The organism is Janthinobacterium sp. FW305-128 (genome assembly GCF_020858135.1).
In the GTDB taxonomy this organism is placed as follows: domain Bacteria; phylum Pseudomonadota; class Gammaproteobacteria; order Burkholderiales; family Burkholderiaceae_D; genus Janthinobacterium.
This window is the reverse complement of record NZ_JACYMK010000010.1, coordinates 40,631-56,176: the sequence shown is the minus strand read 5'-3', so window position 1 is coordinate 56,176 and position 15,546 is coordinate 40,631. Positions and strand designations below refer to the sequence as shown.

The 15,546-nt window shown below is 63.9% G+C and carries 13 protein-coding genes; 6 read left to right on the top strand and 7 right to left on the bottom strand.

Annotated elements, in window-relative coordinates:
* Positions 1-430 precede the first annotated feature (430 nt).
* From IGS60_RS20425 to IGS60_RS20400, 5 genes are all read left to right on the top strand, one after another.
* Entirely contained in the window at positions 431-1,681 is a 1,251-nt protein-coding gene (locus tag IGS60_RS20425) for an Hsp70 family protein (protein WP_070218648.1), read from the top strand.
* Positions 1,682-1,800: 119 nt separating this feature from the next.
* Positions 1,801-2,430: a PolC-type DNA polymerase III gene (locus IGS60_RS20420; protein ID WP_230505993.1), complete on the top strand. Its 630-nt coding sequence runs from the start codon at positions 1,801-1,803 to the stop codon at positions 2,428-2,430.
* Positions 2,431-2,606: 176 nt separating this feature from the next.
* Complete coding sequence (locus IGS60_RS20415) at positions 2,607-3,995, top strand: SEL1-like repeat protein (RefSeq protein WP_306798507.1); 1,389 nt, start codon at positions 2,607-2,609, stop codon at positions 3,993-3,995.
* A gap of 101 nt (positions 3,996-4,096) precedes the next feature.
* Positions 4,097-4,573 carry a DUF4262 domain-containing protein gene (locus IGS60_RS20405; protein ID WP_230505992.1) on the top strand — a complete coding sequence of 159 codons (477 nt, stop codon included), beginning with the start codon at positions 4,097-4,099 and terminating at the stop codon, positions 4,571-4,573.
* Positions 4,570-5,013, top strand: a complete 444-nt coding sequence (locus tag IGS60_RS20400; RefSeq protein ID WP_230505991.1) for a DUF6386 family protein — start codon at positions 4,570-4,572, stop codon at positions 5,011-5,013. Before IGS60_RS20405 ends, IGS60_RS20400 begins: the two co-directional genes overlap by 4 nt.
* An 18-nt stretch (positions 5,014-5,031) precedes the next feature.
* Here the strand turns inward: IGS60_RS20400 and IGS60_RS20395 are convergent, their stop codons facing one another.
* Entirely contained in the window at positions 5,032-6,819 is a 1,788-nt protein-coding gene (locus IGS60_RS20395) for a GGDEF domain-containing protein (RefSeq protein WP_230506141.1), read from the bottom strand.
* Between the two features lie 410 nt (positions 6,820-7,229).
* On the opposite strand from IGS60_RS20395, the gene IGS60_RS20390 reads away from it, so the two are divergent.
* Positions 7,230-9,425, top strand: coding sequence for a prolyl oligopeptidase family protein (locus tag IGS60_RS20390; protein ID WP_230505990.1), 2,196 nt, complete (start codon positions 7,230-7,232; stop codon positions 9,423-9,425).
* Between the two features lie 85 nt (positions 9,426-9,510).
* Here IGS60_RS20390 and IGS60_RS20385 read toward each other — a convergent pair whose 3' ends face one another.
* The 6 genes from IGS60_RS20385 to IGS60_RS20360 form a co-directional block, all read right to left on the bottom strand.
* A complete protein-coding gene (locus tag IGS60_RS20385) occupies positions 9,511-10,413 on the bottom strand; it encodes an STM4011 family radical SAM protein (RefSeq protein WP_230505989.1) in 903 nt (300 codons plus the stop codon).
* Complete coding sequence (locus tag IGS60_RS20380) at positions 10,407-11,786, bottom strand: STM4012 family radical SAM protein (protein ID WP_230505988.1); 1,380 nt, start codon at positions 11,784-11,786, stop codon at positions 10,407-10,409. The genes IGS60_RS20385 and IGS60_RS20380 overlap by 7 nt, the downstream gene beginning before the upstream one ends.
* Positions 11,783-12,631 carry an STM4013/SEN3800 family hydrolase gene (locus IGS60_RS20375; protein WP_230505987.1) on the bottom strand — a complete coding sequence of 283 codons (849 nt, stop codon included), beginning with the start codon at positions 12,629-12,631 and terminating at the stop codon, positions 11,783-11,785. The genes IGS60_RS20380 and IGS60_RS20375 overlap by 4 nt, the downstream gene beginning before the upstream one ends.
* Positions 12,624-13,706 carry an STM4014 family protein gene (locus IGS60_RS20370; protein ID WP_230506140.1) on the bottom strand — a complete coding sequence of 361 codons (1,083 nt, stop codon included), beginning with the start codon at positions 13,704-13,706 and terminating at the stop codon, positions 12,624-12,626. Before IGS60_RS20370 ends, IGS60_RS20375 begins: the two co-directional genes overlap by 8 nt.
* 21 nt (positions 13,707-13,727) lie before the next feature.
* A complete protein-coding gene (locus IGS60_RS20365; RefSeq protein ID WP_230505986.1) occupies positions 13,728-14,654 on the bottom strand; it encodes an STM4015 family protein in 927 nt (308 codons plus the stop codon).
* Between the two features lie 169 nt (positions 14,655-14,823).
* On the bottom strand, positions 14,824-15,399 hold the full coding sequence (locus IGS60_RS20360; RefSeq protein ID WP_034751403.1) for a helix-turn-helix domain-containing protein: 576 nt from the start codon (positions 15,397-15,399) through the stop codon (positions 14,824-14,826).
* Between the last annotated feature and the right edge of the window lie 147 nt (positions 15,400-15,546).

Below are 15,546 nucleotides of genomic sequence, written 5' to 3'. Positions count from 1 at the left end.
GGGTATGGCGCGGGCAGTGGTGCCGGGTGTCCGGGCTACAGTATTCTTTTTTCGCATATTGGTCTGGCAAGCAACCTGTCTCAAAGTATTCCTGCAGGCCCGGCCGCTTGTGGCGGCCTGGGCGGGAAAAATGAGCATAGCGAAAATATTTCCATGTGGCAAGACTGTTTTCTTATCCATGTTGCAAATAATTTGATTGAATGGCAAGTGGTATGCATGCCCTTCCATGGTCATGGTCGCAGGGGCCGCTGCCATAGGGGCGGAGGCGTCCCGTCGGGTCCCGGCATCAATTTTCCAACAGGAGCTTTTGCGTGGGGCCCGTACCGAATGCAAAGCAAGCTTGGGATGTTCACCGGGCTGAACGGGTTTTTCTGGTGCAATGGCCTGCCTTCTGATAACATAACGCCCCTTTATTCAGGGAAGGGTCGACATGGCCAATGCTTGCGGCGTCGATTTCGGCACGTCAAATTCCACGGTAGGCTGGGCGCGTCCCGGGCAGAGCACCATGCTTGGCCTGGAAGATGGCAAGACGACCTTACCGTCCGTTGTCTTCTTCAATGCGGAAGACGAGGAAGTCAGTTTTGGCCGCGCGGCGCTGGCCGGCTATCTGGCCGGTTACGAGGGGCGTCTGATGCGCTCGCTGAAAAGCTTGCTGGGCACGAGCCTCATCGATGGCCAGACGGAAGTGGGTGGCCGCGCCTTGCCGTTCCGCATGTTGCTGGCGCAATTCATCGGCGAAGTGAAACGCCGTGCCGAGCAGTCCGCCGGCCGCGAATTCACGTCCGCCGTGTTCGGCCGTCCCGTCTTCTTTATCGACGATAATGCGCAGGCCGACCAGCTGGCGCAGGATACCCTGGCCGAAGTGGCCCGCTCCGTCGGTTTCAAGGACGTCGCCTTCCAGTTCGAGCCGATTGCCGCCGCCTTCGACTACGAGTCGCAAATCGACAAGGAAGAGCTGGTGCTGATCGCCGACATCGGCGGCGGCACTTCCGACTTTTCGCTCGTGCGCCTGTCGCCGGAACGGGCGAAAAAGATGGAACGGCGCGACGATATCCTCGCCACCGGCGGCGTGCACATCGGCGGCACGGACTTCGATAAATACCTGAGCCTGTCCTCCGTCATGCCCTTGCTCGGCTATGGCAGCCGCCTGCACAACAATAGCGAAGTGCCGTCCAGCTATTATTTCAACCTGGCGACCTGGCACACGATCAACCTGGCCTACACGAAGAAGATCTGGGTGCAGCTGGCCGACGTGTGCCGCGATGCACGCGAGCAAGACAAAGTGAAACGGCTGCAAACGCTGATCGACGAGCGCGCCGGCCACTGGCTGGCCATGAAAGTGGAAGAGGGCAAGATCGCCCTGTCCGACGCGGCCGAAGTGCAGCTGGAGCTGGACCGTTTGTCGCCCGCGCAAAGCCTGTTGCTCAAACGTGCGCAATTCGACGACGCCATCGGCCACCTGTGCGGCTCCGTGGAAGAAACCGTGCTGCGGCTGCTGCGCGACGCGGGCGTGGCGCCGGACGCCGTCGACACCGTGTTCTTCACGGGCGGCTCGAGCGGCGTGCGCTTGTTGCGCGAAAAGATCGCCGCCCTGGTGCCGGCCGCGCGCAAGGTCGAGGGCGATCTGTTCGGCAGCATCGGTGCGGGCCTCGCGCTGGACGCCGTGCGTAAATTTGGTTGATAAAATGTGCATGGCGGCGTTGCCGCGTCTTGCCGTACTAGTGTACTGTCTGCGACGCGGCGCCTTGCCCTGCGCATTTTATCGATACACCCACTGTTGCACCCACGAAAGAGCGCCCCATGCATGTGTTTGACAAACCGATCGTCATGATCGACTTCGAGACGACCGGCTTGTCGCCCGACATGGGCGACCGCATCACGGAAGTGGCGGCGCTGCGCATCGAGGGCGGGCGGATCACGGACCGCTATGTGACCTTGATCAATTGCCATGCGCGCATTCCCGCGTTCATTACGGGCTTGACGGGCATCACGCAGGCCATGGTGGACCAGGCGCCGCCCGTGGCCGAGGTGGTGCCGCAATTACTGGACTTTATTGGCAGCGACGCCTTGTCGGCGCACAATGCCAGCTTCGATGAAAAATTCCTGCGCGCCGAAAGCGCCAGGCTGAACCTGACGCCCGCGCACCAGTCGCTCGTGTGTTCCTTGAAACTGTCGCGCCGCGTGTTTCCCGGCATGGCCAGCTACAAGCTGGGCTTGCTGTCGAGCCAGCTGGGTATCGCCTTCAAGAGCGCCGCCCACAGGGCCGAGTCCGATGCGGAAGTGGCGGCGCAAGTGCTGATCCATATCGGCCGCCACTTGCGCAGCAGCTACGGTATCGCCGATGTCGATGCCGACCTGCTGGTGTCGCTGAACAAGCTGGCCGCCGCCAAGGTGCCGCAATTCCTGCAAAAGCATCCATCGCGCCGCTGAGCGCCTTAGCCTGTCTAAGCAGGCTCATCAAAACGATATAATTTTGTTATTTCCTTTGAGCCTGCTCAAGTCCTTCCCCCGCATCGAATTTAAAATTTAAGCAACACACGATTTCGCCGCCCTGGGCCGCCGTTTTGCGCGTGCTGCCGGCAAGCGCAATGTGGATGGGGGCGCACATGGACAAGCACCATACTGCCAGAGATAGCCACGAAGCATATATCTGGTTCCGCACGGCTGCCGAGCAGGGCAATGCGTACGCCCAGTTCAATCTGGGATTGATGTACAAGAAGGGCGAAGGCGTGGCGCAGGACGATGCGCGCGCCTATGTCTGGCTGCGCCTGGCCGCGCTGCAAGGGCTGGCTTTCGCGCAGAACCATCTGGGTGCCCTGTATTACCACGGGCGCGGCGTGGCGCAGAGCGATGCAGACGCCGTGCTGTGGTTTCGCCGCGCGGCTGCCCAGGGCGATGCCTCGGCCCAGCAAAACCTGGGGCAGATGTACCGCAAGGGGCGCGGCGTGCTGCAGAGCGACGAGCTGGCCCTGGCGTGGTTCTACCGCGCTTCCGAGCAGGGCGTGGCCAGTGCGCAATCCTTGCTGGGCGAAGCGTATGCGCAAGGCCTGGGAGCGAAAAAAAACGATGCGCTGGCCCTGGCCTGGTTCCGCAAGGCGGCCTTGCAGGGCGATGCCCAGGCGCAGCTGAACCTGGGGCTCGTCTACAAACGCGGGCAAGGCGTGGCGCAAAGCGATGCCCAGGCGCTGGCCTGGTTCCGCCAGGCCGCCGCCCAGGGCCTGGCCGTGGCGCAGTGGCAACTCGGCGTGGCATATGCGGAAGGGCTGGGCGTGGCGCCCGACCAGCTGCGCGCCTACGCCTGGCTGCAGCGGGCGGCCGAGCAGGATGACGCCGACGCCCAGTTCAACCTGGGCCTGATGCTGGCGCGTGGCCAGGGCGTGGACAAGGACGAGGCGCGCGCCGTCGTCTGGTACCGGCGTGCCGCCCTGCAAGGCCATTGCATGGCGCAATACAATCTGGGCGGCATGTTTGCCGGCGGGCGCGGCGTTGCCCGCGATTTGCGCCAGGCGCTGGACTGGTATGCGAAGGCGGCGGCCCAAGGCGCGTCGAATGCGCAATTCAACCTGGGCGTGATGTATGCCAACGGCCAGGGCGTGGAGCGCGACGAGGTGTGCGCCGTGCGCTGGTACCGCACGGCTGCCGAGCAGGGCGATGCCAGCGCGCAAAATAACCTGGGCGTCATGTATGCGAATGGTCATGGCGTGCCGCAAGACGATGGCCTGGCCGTGCATTGGTATGCGCGCGCGGCGGGCCAGGGCCATGCGCTGGCCCAGTACAACCTGGGCGGCATGTATAACAGCGGGCGCGGCGTGGAGAAGGATCGCGTCTGCGGCTATATGTGGCTGGCGCTGGCGGCCGAGGGGGGCGATAGCGGGGCGGTCAGGGCCAGGGACGCGGCTGCCACCAGGCTGGCGCCGGCACAGATCCAGGAGGCGCAGCAGCGCGTGCGGCAATGGCATCAGGTGCGCTCGCCGCCGTTGCCGCCGGTCGAATGACGCGCCGGCGCCGTGCGCGCAGTGATGCGCGCTGCATGCGATAATTGCCCAAGAGCATGCCGCTAAGGCGGGGCGGTTTTCAGCACAGTGAAAGGTGGAGCATGGTAAGGCAGGCAGGTGAGGATGCATCCGAGCAAAAAGTTATCGACGACATCGCCACGCATGGCTGGCATGGCGTCCATATCGGCGCCGATGAAGAGGGGCCCGGCTATGCATTTACCATAGGCGCCGGCCACAGCTTCGGCCAGCCTGAATTGCTGATCATGGGCTTGCCGCGCGCCATGGCTCACCAGATACTCGACGTGGCGCTCGATGCCGTGCGCAGCGGCGTCATCACGGATTTCACGGCCACCACGGACGCCTTGCTCGAAGGCCATCCCTGCGCCTTCGTGCGCGTGCCCGTCGAGCAATACCGCAACTACGTCGGCTATGCGCGCTGGTATTACCAGGGCGATGATTTTACCTTGTACCAGATCGTCTGGCCGTCGCGTGATGGCCATTTTCCGTGGCAGGCGCAAGCGAGCGCGCAGTACGTGGAGAGCCAGCCCCTGCTGGGGCCGGCGCCGCTGGCCGCATGACGGCAGGCACCTCCGTCCGCATTCTGACCGGCACGGCGACCTTGTGCGTGTTCGACCCGGCCGTCCTGCGCCACAAGCTCGACGATGACTGCGACTGGTGGAGCCTCCCCAGCGCGGAACTGGCGGCCGTGAATGCGGGGCAGGCGGCGTTTTTCAACGTGGGCGGCGACGGCGCGTATGACGTGGTTTTGCACAGGGAACTTGCCGAGCCGCATGCGAGCGTGCACCTGGCCATCGTCTCGGGCCGCGTCTTCATCGGCGCCGGGGAAGACGTCACGGGCGGCGGCCTGGAACCGGACACGGCATACGGCGGCCTGTTCGTGGACGTGCCCGTGGGCAGCTACCGCGTGCAGGCACGCCGCGATGGCGCGCGCATCAGCCTGGCATTCGTGCCCGATGCGCGCAGCAGCAATGCGTTTGCCGACCTCGTGCGTATTTGATGCGCCGTTGCACCTTGGCTAGGCGTCCATGCGGGCCACGGCCGCGCCTTGCCGCCGGTCCAGGAACAGGCTGTTGCCGTGGATTTTCTTCGCCTGTTTCTTCGCTTCCGCCGCCTGGGTGGCGATCTGATGGTGCGTGTAATACTGGTGCGCCTCGACCTTGATCGCGCCCAGCGACAGGCTGATCAAGGAATAAAACACTTTTTTGCCTTGCCGGTCTTCGCTGATGTAGCCGCCCCGTTCGCAGTCGCTTGTGCTGTAGTAGGCGGGGATGGCGGCCGCGAAGTCGTCCAGCATGGCCTGGCAGCGCGTTTCCCAGTCTTCGCTCTGGAACAGAATCATGAAATCGTCGCCGCCGATGTGGCCGATGAAGTCGCGGTTCGGGTCGCAATGGCTGCTGAGAATTTCTCCCGTCAGCTGGATCACGTCGTCGCCCTTGCGGTAGCCGTACACATCGTTGAAGGGCTTGAAGTGGTCGAGGTCGCAATAGCAGACCCAGAAGCGGCTGCCGCTGTGCAATAAGCGGTCGATATGTTCGTTGATGGGCACGTTGCCGGGCAGTTGCGTCAGCGGGTTGGCGTACCGGGCCGCATTGATCTGCATCTGCGTGATTTCGCGCATCAGGTCGTGCCCCGTGCCCATGCCCAGGTAGCGGCCGTGTTCGGTAATGATGAAGCCGTTGAACAGGTGGTGAGCATCAGACTGCACCATGGTGTAGCTGAGTTCCTGCAAGCTCGTCTCGTGGTCGGCGATCAGGGGCGTGGCATCCATGAACAGGCTGCATGATTTCTTGCCGTACAGTTCGCGCTGGTAGGGGCGGGCGAAGTGGTCGATCATTTCGAAGCGGCTGATCAGGCCCAGCGGCACGCCGTCGTCGACGACGGGGATGATCATCAGCTTCGGTTCTTTCAGAAAGATGTCGTAGACCTCGTTATTATTGAACTGCGGCGAGACGGCCGCCACCTTGTTCAGCAGCTTGCGGATACTGGCGCCGTTCTTTTCCAGGCTGCTGCGTTGCGGATACACGGCCACGCCATTGCGCCCCAGCGCCTGCACCACTTCGGCGGGCAGCGCGCGCGCCGGCACCGCGTTGGGCCGGCCCAGGTGGTAGCCTTGCCCGAACGCCACGCCCAGGTCGCGCAAGACCAGCAATTCCGTCTGCGCCTCGATGCCTTCGGCGATCACCAGGGTGCCCGATTTTTCCGCGATTTCCTGGATCGAGCGCACGAACTGCAGTTTCACGGGGTCGTTGTTGATGCCCTGGATGAAATGCATGTCGATCTTCACGTATTCGGGCCGCAGTTCCGACCACAGGCGCAGGCTGGAAAAGCCTTCGCCCAGGTCGTCGATGGCGATCTGGAAACCCATGTTGCGGTAGTGCAGCACCGCCTCGCGCATCAGCTCGTAGTCATAGGTGGGCTGGTTTTCCGTCAGTTCGATGATGACACGGTCCGGGTTGATGCCGATGTGCTCGATGTATTCGAGGGTTTCGCCATGGCGGGCATTGCGCAGCAGCAAACACTCGGGGCTGACATTGAGAAACAGTTTTCCTGGCAACTGCAGTTCGGCGAAGCGTTCAAGCACGACCTGGCGGCACAGGTGTTCCACTTCGAGGGTCAGGTCGTGCGCGCGCGCCACCTTGAACAGATTCATCGGCGCGTGCAGCGGGCTGTCGGACGGACCCCGTATCAAGCCTTCGTAGCCGATGATGTCGCCGCTGTGCATGTGGATGATGGGCTGGAACAGCGCGCTGAGCTTGCGGCCCGCCAGGATGTCGTGCAAGGCATCCGTCCCTTCGATGGTCATGCTGGCCGATTGGGGCTTCAGGTAAGCCACGTTCGATGGCGTCGCGGGGGCCGGCGCGGCGGTGGCGGAGGGGAGGGCGAGAGTGTACATAGGCGGACGTGGCGGCACGGCCTCTGGACGGGCCATGAACATGTTGCCGATAGTAAAGAAGATTTATGACAGCTTGATGAAACGACTTTGCTTTTGATAATGTTTCTTGTATGAACGTCAGTTTGCCGATTCCGCCGAAAGCGAGATTTATCATGGCAATCCATGTGAATTTGCCAAACAAAAGATGGCAAATCCATCGGATAACTGTGCTTTAAAAGTGGCAATCCGCGCTATGATTTCTCTTGGCGAAAGTCAACATGGGCAGCCGCGGTGTGTGTGCGGCTTGCTTTCCTCGACATCCAACAATGAGACAACAACCCATGCAATTACGTAGTGCAACCCTCATATGCAGTTTGCTCGCCGCTTTCGGTGGCAATGCCCTGGCGCAAAACACCGCGATGCCATCGTGCCCGGCCGGTGATGGCGCTCCCGTGACGTATCCGGTCAGCAAAAAAGTCGATCAGCAAGACAGCTATTTCGGCACCACCATCGCTGATCCGTACCGCTGGCTGGAAGATGCCAACAGCGCGGAAACGGGCGAGTGGGTCACGGCGCAAAACAAGCTGACGCAGTCGTACCTGGGCACCATCCCCGAGCGCGCCGCGATCAAGCAGCGCCTGACCAAGCTGTGGAATTATGAGCGTTTCTCTACGCCAACGAAGCAGGGCGGCCGCTACTTCTACAGCCGCAACGACGGCTTGCAGAACCAGGCCGTGCTGTACACGGTGAAAAAGCTGACGGACGAACCGCGCCTGCTGCTGGACCCGAACACCCTGTCCACCGATGGCACGGTGGCGCTGGCCGGCACCTCGATCAGCCCGAACGGCAAGTACCTGGCCTACGCCACGTCCGCGTCCGGTTCCGACTGGAACGAGTGGAAAGTGCGCGACATCGAATCGGGCAAGGATTTGACGGACCACATCAAGTGGGCCAAATTCTCGGGCGCTTCGTGGACCAAGGACAACACCGGTTTCTTCTACAGCCGCTATGACGCGCCGAACGAGGCAACCAAGCTGGCCGATATCAATTACTTCCAGAAATTGTATTTCCACAAGATCGGCACGCCGCAAAGCGACGACGTGCTCGTCTTCGACCGTCCCGACCAGAAGGAATGGGCGTTCGGCGGCAGCACCGTCAGCGACGACGGCAATTATCTGATCATCACGGCCACGCAGGGCACGGAACGCAAGAATCGCGTTTTTTACAAGGACTTGCGCCAGAAGAATGCCAAGGTCGTGGGCTTGCTGGAGGAGTTCGACGCATCGTACTCGTTCATCGACAATGACGGTCCCGTCTTCTTCTTCAAGACGGACAACAAGGCGCCGAAATCGCGCGTGATCGCCATCGATACGCGCAAACCCGCGCCCGCCGACTGGAAAGAGATCGTGCCGCAAAGCGCGGAAACCCTGGTCGCCGTCAACCTGATCAACAACCAGCTGGTACTCGATTACTTGAAAGATGCGCAAACGCAAATCAAGATCGTCGATCTGAAAGGCAAGCTGGTGCGCGAAGTGGCCTTGCCGGGCATCGGTTCGGCCGGCGGTTTCGCGGGCAAGCGTGGCGACACGGAAACGTTCTACTCGTTCACCAGCTTCACGACGCCGGCGACCATCTACCGCTACGACATGAAATCGGGCAAGAGCACGGTGTACCGCCAGCCGAAGGTCGATTTCGACCCGAACGCCTTTGAAACGCGCCAGCAATTCTTCACCAGCCGCGACGGCACCAAGGTGCCGATGTTCATCGTCTCGAAAAAAGGCATGAAGCTCGATGGCACGAATCCGACCTATCTGTACGGCTATGGCGGCTTCAATATTTCGCTGACGCCAAGCTTCTCCGTGGCGAATCTTGCCTGGGTGGAAATGGGCGGCGTCTACGTGATGGCCAACCTGCGCGGCGGCGGAGAGTACGGCGAAGCATGGCACCAGGCCGGTACCAAGCTGAACAAGCAAAACGTCTTCGACGACTTTATTGGCGCGGCGCAATGGCTGGTGGATAACAAGGTCACCTCGCCATCGAAGCTGGCGATCGGCGGCGGCAGCAATGGCGGCCTGCTGGTCGGCGCGGCCATGACGCAGCGTCCCGACCTGTTCGCCGCGGCGATTCCGCAGGTGGGCGTGCTCGACATGTTGCGTTTCCACAAGTTCACCGTGGGCTGGGGCTGGGTGCCTGACTACGGTTCGTCGGACGACGCCGAACAGTTCAAGGCGCTGGTGAAATACTCGCCGTTGCACAACCTGAAGGCGGGCGGCTGCTATCCGGCCACCATGATCACGACGGCCGACCACGACGACCGCGTCGTGCCAGCCCACAGCTTCAAGTTCGCCGCCGCCGCCCAGGCAGCGCAAGGCGGCCCGGCACCCGTGCTGATCCGCATCGACAGCAAGGCGGGCCACGGCGCCGGCAAGCCGACGACCAAGCAGATCGAAGAAGTGGCCGATCGCTGGGGTTTCCTCAGCCGTTCGCTGAAGATGACACCGGTAGTGGCGGAGCCGGCCAAGGTGGCGGCGCAGTAAAACCGCGTAGGTCGGATTAGCGCGCAAGCGCGTAATCCGACACCGCCAGCGCCAACAAAGTGTCGGATTACGCGGCGTGCCGCCGCTAATCCGACCTACGCTGGCCTGCTTCCGTAATCCTCGCCAGCACCCCTTCCCCGAACACTGCCTGAAACGGCAAATCCTTGCGCTGCGCGTAGCCGATGTAGCAATCGCACTTGAAGCGCGGGCAGCGACGTTCCTGCAGCATGTCTTCCAGCGCATCCACGTACAGATTCCCCAGCCGCTCGGGCACGAAATGGCAGCGCGCCAGTTCGCCGTCGCCATCGACGGATAGCGACGCCTCGCCCGCCAGGCACGGTTTGCCGCGCGAGGGTGACGGGCGGCGGTTTTGCGCGAACCACGGGTCGATGGCGTCCAGTTCGGTCAGGTCTTGTTCGCTGTAATAGCCGGGGCCGCGGCGGTCGTAGGCGTTCAGCCACAGGTAGGCGTGGGCGGGCAGCGTTGCGCGCAGGGCGCGGATGGCGTCCAGGTGCTCGGTCATGGCGACCACGCCGACGGAATAGCGCACGCCCATGGCATCGAGCCGCGCGCAGCGGGCGAGAAAGCGGGCCAGGGTCGTCTGGTCCGGGTGGTAGGTGCACCACAGGCCGATTTTCTCCAGCCCGTCCATGTTCTCCAGCCAGTCCAGGGGGCCGGACAGATTCGTTTGCAGCGCCACCTGGCGCACGTGGGGCAGTGCCGCCAGTGTCTGCATCGCGCTCCGGTAGTAGCGCCGCACCAGCGCTTCGCCCCAGGGCGTGAACAGCACGCTGATGTCCCGCTTCTGTGCCGCCACCCAGCTGGTAAAGCGCGCCACTTCGCGCGCGTCGCGGGCCAGCGCGGCGCGGCTGTCACGCTTCTTGGCGAACGGGCAGTAGCCGCAGGCGTAGTTGCAGCTGGCCAGCGTGCCCCGGTACAGCAGGGACAGCGTGCCCGGTTGCGCGAAACCCGGCGGCGCTGTCAGCACGCCTGGCCGCCTTCGGCCATCAGCGCGCGCACCGTCTCGGACGCCAGCCAGGGGCCGATGGTGTCGGCGTAGCTGTAGCCCCGGTCATTCAGGCGCAGCAGCGGGCCGTCTTCTTCCACCAACTCCAGCGCGTGCAGCTCGGCCAGCTGCGGCAGGTCAATCTCGCAGCGGGAGCCGAAGCGTGCCGCGTAGGCGTCGCGGTCCAGGCCCGGTTCCGTCAGCAGCGACTGGATCACGTAGCGCCGGCGCTGTTCTTCGTCATCGAGCTGGTAACCATGTTCGGCCTGGGCGAAGCGCGCCTCGTCGAGCGCCAGGTAGTTGTCGATGATGTTGATGGTATCGAGCCGCGCCACCGCATATTCGCTCGAATAATGCAGGCGCGACGTGTAGGAGCGGGCGCCCGCGCCCAGGCCCACCATGCCGTCGTTCTGGCAGCAGTATGAAGGGCCATTCTGTTCCGGCGCATGGGGGGCGCGGAACATGCGCATCGAGACCTGCTCATAGCCCTGCGCGCGCAAATGGTCGCGCGCGGCCGCGTACAGGGCCAGACGGCTGTCGCCATCGCGCGCCAGCATGATGGGGTGGAGCGACTCCGCGCCCTGGCGGCGCGCCACTTTTCCAAGACCCGTCTGCTCGCGCACGTACAGCGGGTACAGATAGATTTCCTCGGGCCGGAAGGCCAGCGCGCTGTCGATGGAGGCGAGCAGGCTGGCGACAGTCTGTCCCGCGATGCCGTAGATCAGGTCCAGGTTCAGGGTGGGAAAGCCGGCCGCGCGTATCAGGCCGATGGCGTGATGGACGGTGGCGTTTTGCTGGGGGCGGGCCAGTGCGCGCATTTCGCCGGCAGCAAAGCTCTGGATGCCCAGGCTGACGCGGTCGATGCCATGCGCGCGGCACACGGCCAGCCGTTCCGCCGTGATGGTTTCGGGCGACGCTTCGATGCCGGCCGGCGTGTGCTGCAGGTCGATGCCGAGGATGTCGCGCGCGCCGCACAGCAGGGTGTCGAGCTGCCCGGGCGACAGATAGGTGGGCGTGCCGCCGCCCAGCGCGAAGCGGGCGAAGCGCCGTTCGCCCAGCGCGCCGTTGAGTGCGCGCATCTGCACCAGCACTTGCTGCACGTAGCGCTCGACCATGTCGGCGCTGGGGCGGGCCATGGCGAACAGGTTGCAAAAGCCGCAGCGCATCTCGCAGAACGGGATGTGGATGTAGGCGAAGAGGGCGGAACGGTCCTGCTGCGCCCACAGTGGCGCCAGCGGCGCCGCCTGCGGCAAGGCGCGGTAGGCGGCCTTGTGCGGATACGAATAGGAATACGCCTGGTAGGGCGTGTGGCGCATGCGCTGCGCCAGGGTGCCCGGCTGTTCGGATGGATTCACGGTGGGGACTCCTTGGGAGGTATATCGGTATCGGGGGCGATGAAAAAGTGCGCATACGGCACGTTCCACACACTGTCGTGGGCGACCCTGTGGCCCCGGTAGCCGTCTTCGCCATACGCGCTGCCGTGATCCGAGCAGACGATGGCGAACGTGGGTGCGCGCGCGGCGCAGGCGGCGAACAGGGGCGCCAGCGCGCCATCGACATAGCGCAGGGCGGCAGCATGGCTGTCGAGGTTGTCGGCGCGGCAGCCTGGCAGGTAGGCGCGGTTCGGCGTATGCAGCGCGGCCACGTTGATGAACAGGAAGGTGCGCTGTGCGTTTTCGGCCAGCAGGCGGGTGGCCAGCGCCACCTGTTTTTCGGTCGAATGGCGGCCGGCCACGCCCATGCCCGCGCTCCAGTGGCTTTCCTGGAACAGCGAGGGCAGCACGGAGCCCAGCGCCGTCTGTTTGTTAAAGAAGCCCACACCGCCGATGCAGATGGTGCGGTAGCGGCGCGCGGCCAGCGCGGCGGGAAGGTCGGCCTCTTCAAACGCAAACGTGTGCGGCGACGTCGTTTCGCTGCCCGCAAAAGCACTGGCGAACAGGCGCGGATGGCGGCCCGGCGCGGCCGGTGTGGGCAGAAAGCCCGCGAAGAAGGCCTGGTGCGCCGCATAGGTGAACGTGGCGGGCGAGTGGCGCCGCTCCCATCCGCCGGGTGGTAAAAAACGCCCCAGCACGGGCAGTTCGCCCGCCTCGTACAGCGCTTGCGCGACGTCAAAGCGCAGGGTGTCGAGCGTGATGAAGACGATGTCGTGGCTGCCGACGACGGCGTGCATGTCGGGGATGGTCGGTGTTTCTTTAAGCATGGGCCAGTTGCGCCGTGTAAGTATCGATGCCTTGCCACAGAAGGCCGGGCAGCAGGTCGCCGAAGGCGTTCGCTTCCAGCACGTGGGCCTGGCCGTGGCGCACCACGAGGTCGTAGCCCGTCACGTGGCTGGCCGGGAAGGCGCGCGCGGCCAGGGCTGCGGTGTCTTCCAGCGCGGCCAGATCGGCTGCGTTCAAGAGGCCGGACGCGTCGCCGCGCCGGTTGTCGAGGTGCAGATTCGTCATCATCTGCTGTCCGATGCGCGCCACGCGGTGCGCTGGCTGGCCCGCCACGGTCACGACGCGCAGGTCGTAATGGCTGTCGCCGCAGCGGGGCTTGTTCAGCCACCCTTCCGCGTACAGCTCCTGCGCGGCCAGCGCGTCGACGAGGGCGGCGATGTCGGCGGTCGTCTCGTAGCGCGCCATGCGCTTGACGTTGAACAAGCGCGTCTGGCCGGCCCCATGCTGCAAGGCGGCCGAGGTGGTGGCTTGCTGGCGCCCGGCCCGGTTGCGCCGGTAGGCGACGACGCCCGATGCGGACGAGCCGTAGCGCGGTTTCAGGTAGACGCGGTCCAGGTCATGCTGCTGCAGCAGTGCCTGCAGATGCTCGTAGCCGTGCACGGGTCCCAGCAAGTCAGGTATCGGCACGCCGTGCGCGGCCAGGTGGCGCTGGCATGCCAGCTTGTCCGTCATGCGGCTGATGTCGGACGGCGCATTGAAGACGCGCGTGTGCGGCAGCTCAAGCAATTGCGCCGCCAGGGCCGCCATGGCCGCCGTAAAGCCGGCAAACCAGGCATCCATGGCCAGCAGCTCGCCGTGTTCGGGCGCGGCGACCGGCGGACGCCCCAGCAGCCTGCAGCCCGCCTGCAGCAAGAGCCGGTGGGCGGCAGGATCGTCGCCGGGCGGTTCGATCTTCAACAGGCCGGGCTGACGCAGGGCGGCTTCCAGCAGCGCGGGCTGCGCCAGCCAGTCGCGCCATTCCAGCACTTGCGCGGGCGGCAGGCGCAGTTGCGCGCGCGCCGCCTGCATCAGGCGCACGCGCTTGCTGCCCTGTGTCGCCAGCAGGGTGAGAGGCATCAGCAAAGGATAAAACTCCGCTTATTCGCCGACAGCCACGTAGCGGTAGCTTTCGCCGTCGTCCTCGTCCGCTTCCTGCGGGTGGTACAGCACCACCTCGAAAGGCAGCGCCTTCAGCTTGGCCTGGTTTTCCTCGGAGATGTAATGGTGCGACAGGTCCAGGCGCTTCAGGTTGCCCAGCTGCGTGTGATTGAGCACGGCCACGGCGCCCAGGTCGCCGATGGTGCCCAGCGACAGGTCCAGCGTGTCGAGCTGCACCACCAGCGGTTCCTCGGCCAGCCAGACGGCCAGGTCGTCGGCGATTTCCGCGTCGCGCAAGCCCAGGTAGCGCAGGGTCGGCACGGTCAGCTGCGCCAGCACCTTGCGGTACAGGTCCACGTCGCCGGAAAAGCCATAGTCGTCCGTGCCCAGCCACAGCTCCAGGTGTTCCAGCTGCGGCATGCTCGATTGCGCCAGCGCTTCGGCGATCTTTTGATCGAGGCCGCCCGCTTCGATGGTGAAGCGGCGCAGGTGCTGGTGCGCGAACGGCTCGATGACGAGTTCATTGCCGCCGCGGATGCGCAGCTCTTCCAGCAGCGGGAAGGCGTCGAGCAGGGGCTTGTAGCTGCCTTGCACGATCCACGAGATTTCGCATTCCTCGTACGTCATGTCGCCGATGAACAGGGCGCGCAGCTTCGGCAGCTGCGGCGCGTGGGCGATCAGCGCGGCCATCACTTCGTCGGCGCCCGATTCGTACGGGTCGCCCCACATGCCGATGATCAGCGCTTCGAGCGCGCCTTTGTCGGCCTTGTCGAGGAAGCCCGCGATCAGCTCATCCATCTTGCGCTCGTCGTCGTACTCGAGCGACAGGCGGTAGACGATGCCGGGCGAGGCGTCGAACGGCAGGTCGGGGTCGTACTGGACGACTGTCTTGTTGTGGAAGGTGGTGGTGCTGTCGGAAATGGTCATCGCTGTGGCTCCGTGTAGGCGGTGGAGGCCTGGATGCCGCGCGCAGTGTGGCGGAGGGACGAGCCGGGATGTGCCGCGACGCTCTGCGAAGACATCCAGGCCTGGAAATCTTGTCTATACTAAAATCTTAGCATAGCCATATGGACATATTGCGCACTGCTGGCGGCGCCTACCTGTGGATGACTACGAGCAAAGCCTTGCCCTCGGTCTTGCCCAGGTTGCGTATCGTATGCGGCTGGTCCGCCGGATAGCGCGCCGTGCCGCCATTCTTGACCTTTTTCTTCGCCGTTCCCACTTCCAGTTCCAGGTTGCCGTGGATCACCGTCAAATGCTCGGTGGTGCCCGGGTCGTGCGGCTGCGAGGCCAGTTCGCCACCGGGCGCCAGGGTCACTTCATACCATTCGTATTTGCCGGCCAGCTCCATCGGCCCCAGGATGCGCAGCACGTAGCCTGCGTGGTCGCCGGGCAGGGTGGGGGTTTCATGGGCATCCGTGATGCGGATGGTTTCCACGGCTTTTTCCGCGCTCGACAGCAATTCGCCGATCTGCACGCCCAGGGCATTGGCCAGGCGCCACGTGATGGCGATGGTGGGATTGGCTTTTTCGCGCTCGATCTGCGACAGCATGGACTTCGAGACGCCCGCGATGCGCGACAAATCCTCGAGTGTCAGGCCGCGCGCCAGGCGCAGCCGTTGCAGGGTGGCACCCACTTCAGGGGGAGAATTGGTCGAAACGCTGGTTTTCATCGGCAGGTGGCTTGCAAAGTTCAAAAGGCTTGGGTAATATCCACTATATTGAATTTCAGTTCGAAATAGTGGATTTTGAAGGAAATCACGGAAACGTGTAGACTTCAAACAGCGCTTCACGGTACAGCATACCGCGCGCACCGGTCA

What these genes read in the sequence shown, in the direction of transcription:
- IGS60_RS20425 (WP_070218648.1), top strand. Translation starts at nt 431, where the DNA reads ATGGCCAATGCTTGCGGCGTCGATTTCGGCACGTCAAATTCCACGGTA.
- IGS60_RS20420 (WP_230505993.1), top strand. Translation starts at nt 1,801, where the DNA reads ATGCATGTGTTTGACAAACCGATCGTCATGATCGACTTCGAGACGACC.
- IGS60_RS20415 (WP_306798507.1), top strand. Translation starts at nt 2,607, where the DNA reads ATGGACAAGCACCATACTGCCAGAGATAGCCACGAAGCATATATCTGG.
- IGS60_RS20405 (WP_230505992.1), top strand. Translation starts at nt 4,097, where the DNA reads ATGGTAAGGCAGGCAGGTGAGGATGCATCCGAGCAAAAAGTTATCGAC.
- IGS60_RS20400 (WP_230505991.1), top strand. Translation starts at nt 4,570, where the DNA reads ATGACGGCAGGCACCTCCGTCCGCATTCTGACCGGCACGGCGACCTTG.
- IGS60_RS20395 (WP_230506141.1), bottom strand. Translation starts at nt 6,819, where the DNA reads ATGACCATCGAAGGGACGGATGCCTTGCACGACATCCTGGCGGGCCGC.
- IGS60_RS20390 (WP_230505990.1), top strand. Translation starts at nt 7,230, where the DNA reads ATGCAATTACGTAGTGCAACCCTCATATGCAGTTTGCTCGCCGCTTTC.
- IGS60_RS20375 (WP_230505987.1), bottom strand. Translation starts at nt 12,631, where the DNA reads ATGCTTAAAGAAACACCGACCATCCCCGACATGCACGCCGTCGTCGGC.
- IGS60_RS20370 (WP_230506140.1), bottom strand. Translation starts at nt 13,706, where the DNA reads ATGCCTCTCACCCTGCTGGCGACACAGGGCAGCAAGCGCGTGCGCCTG.
- IGS60_RS20365 (WP_230505986.1), bottom strand. Translation starts at nt 14,654, where the DNA reads ATGACCATTTCCGACAGCACCACCACCTTCCACAACAAGACAGTCGTC.
- IGS60_RS20360 (WP_034751403.1), bottom strand. Translation starts at nt 15,399, where the DNA reads ATGAAAACCAGCGTTTCGACCAATTCTCCCCCTGAAGTGGGTGCCACC.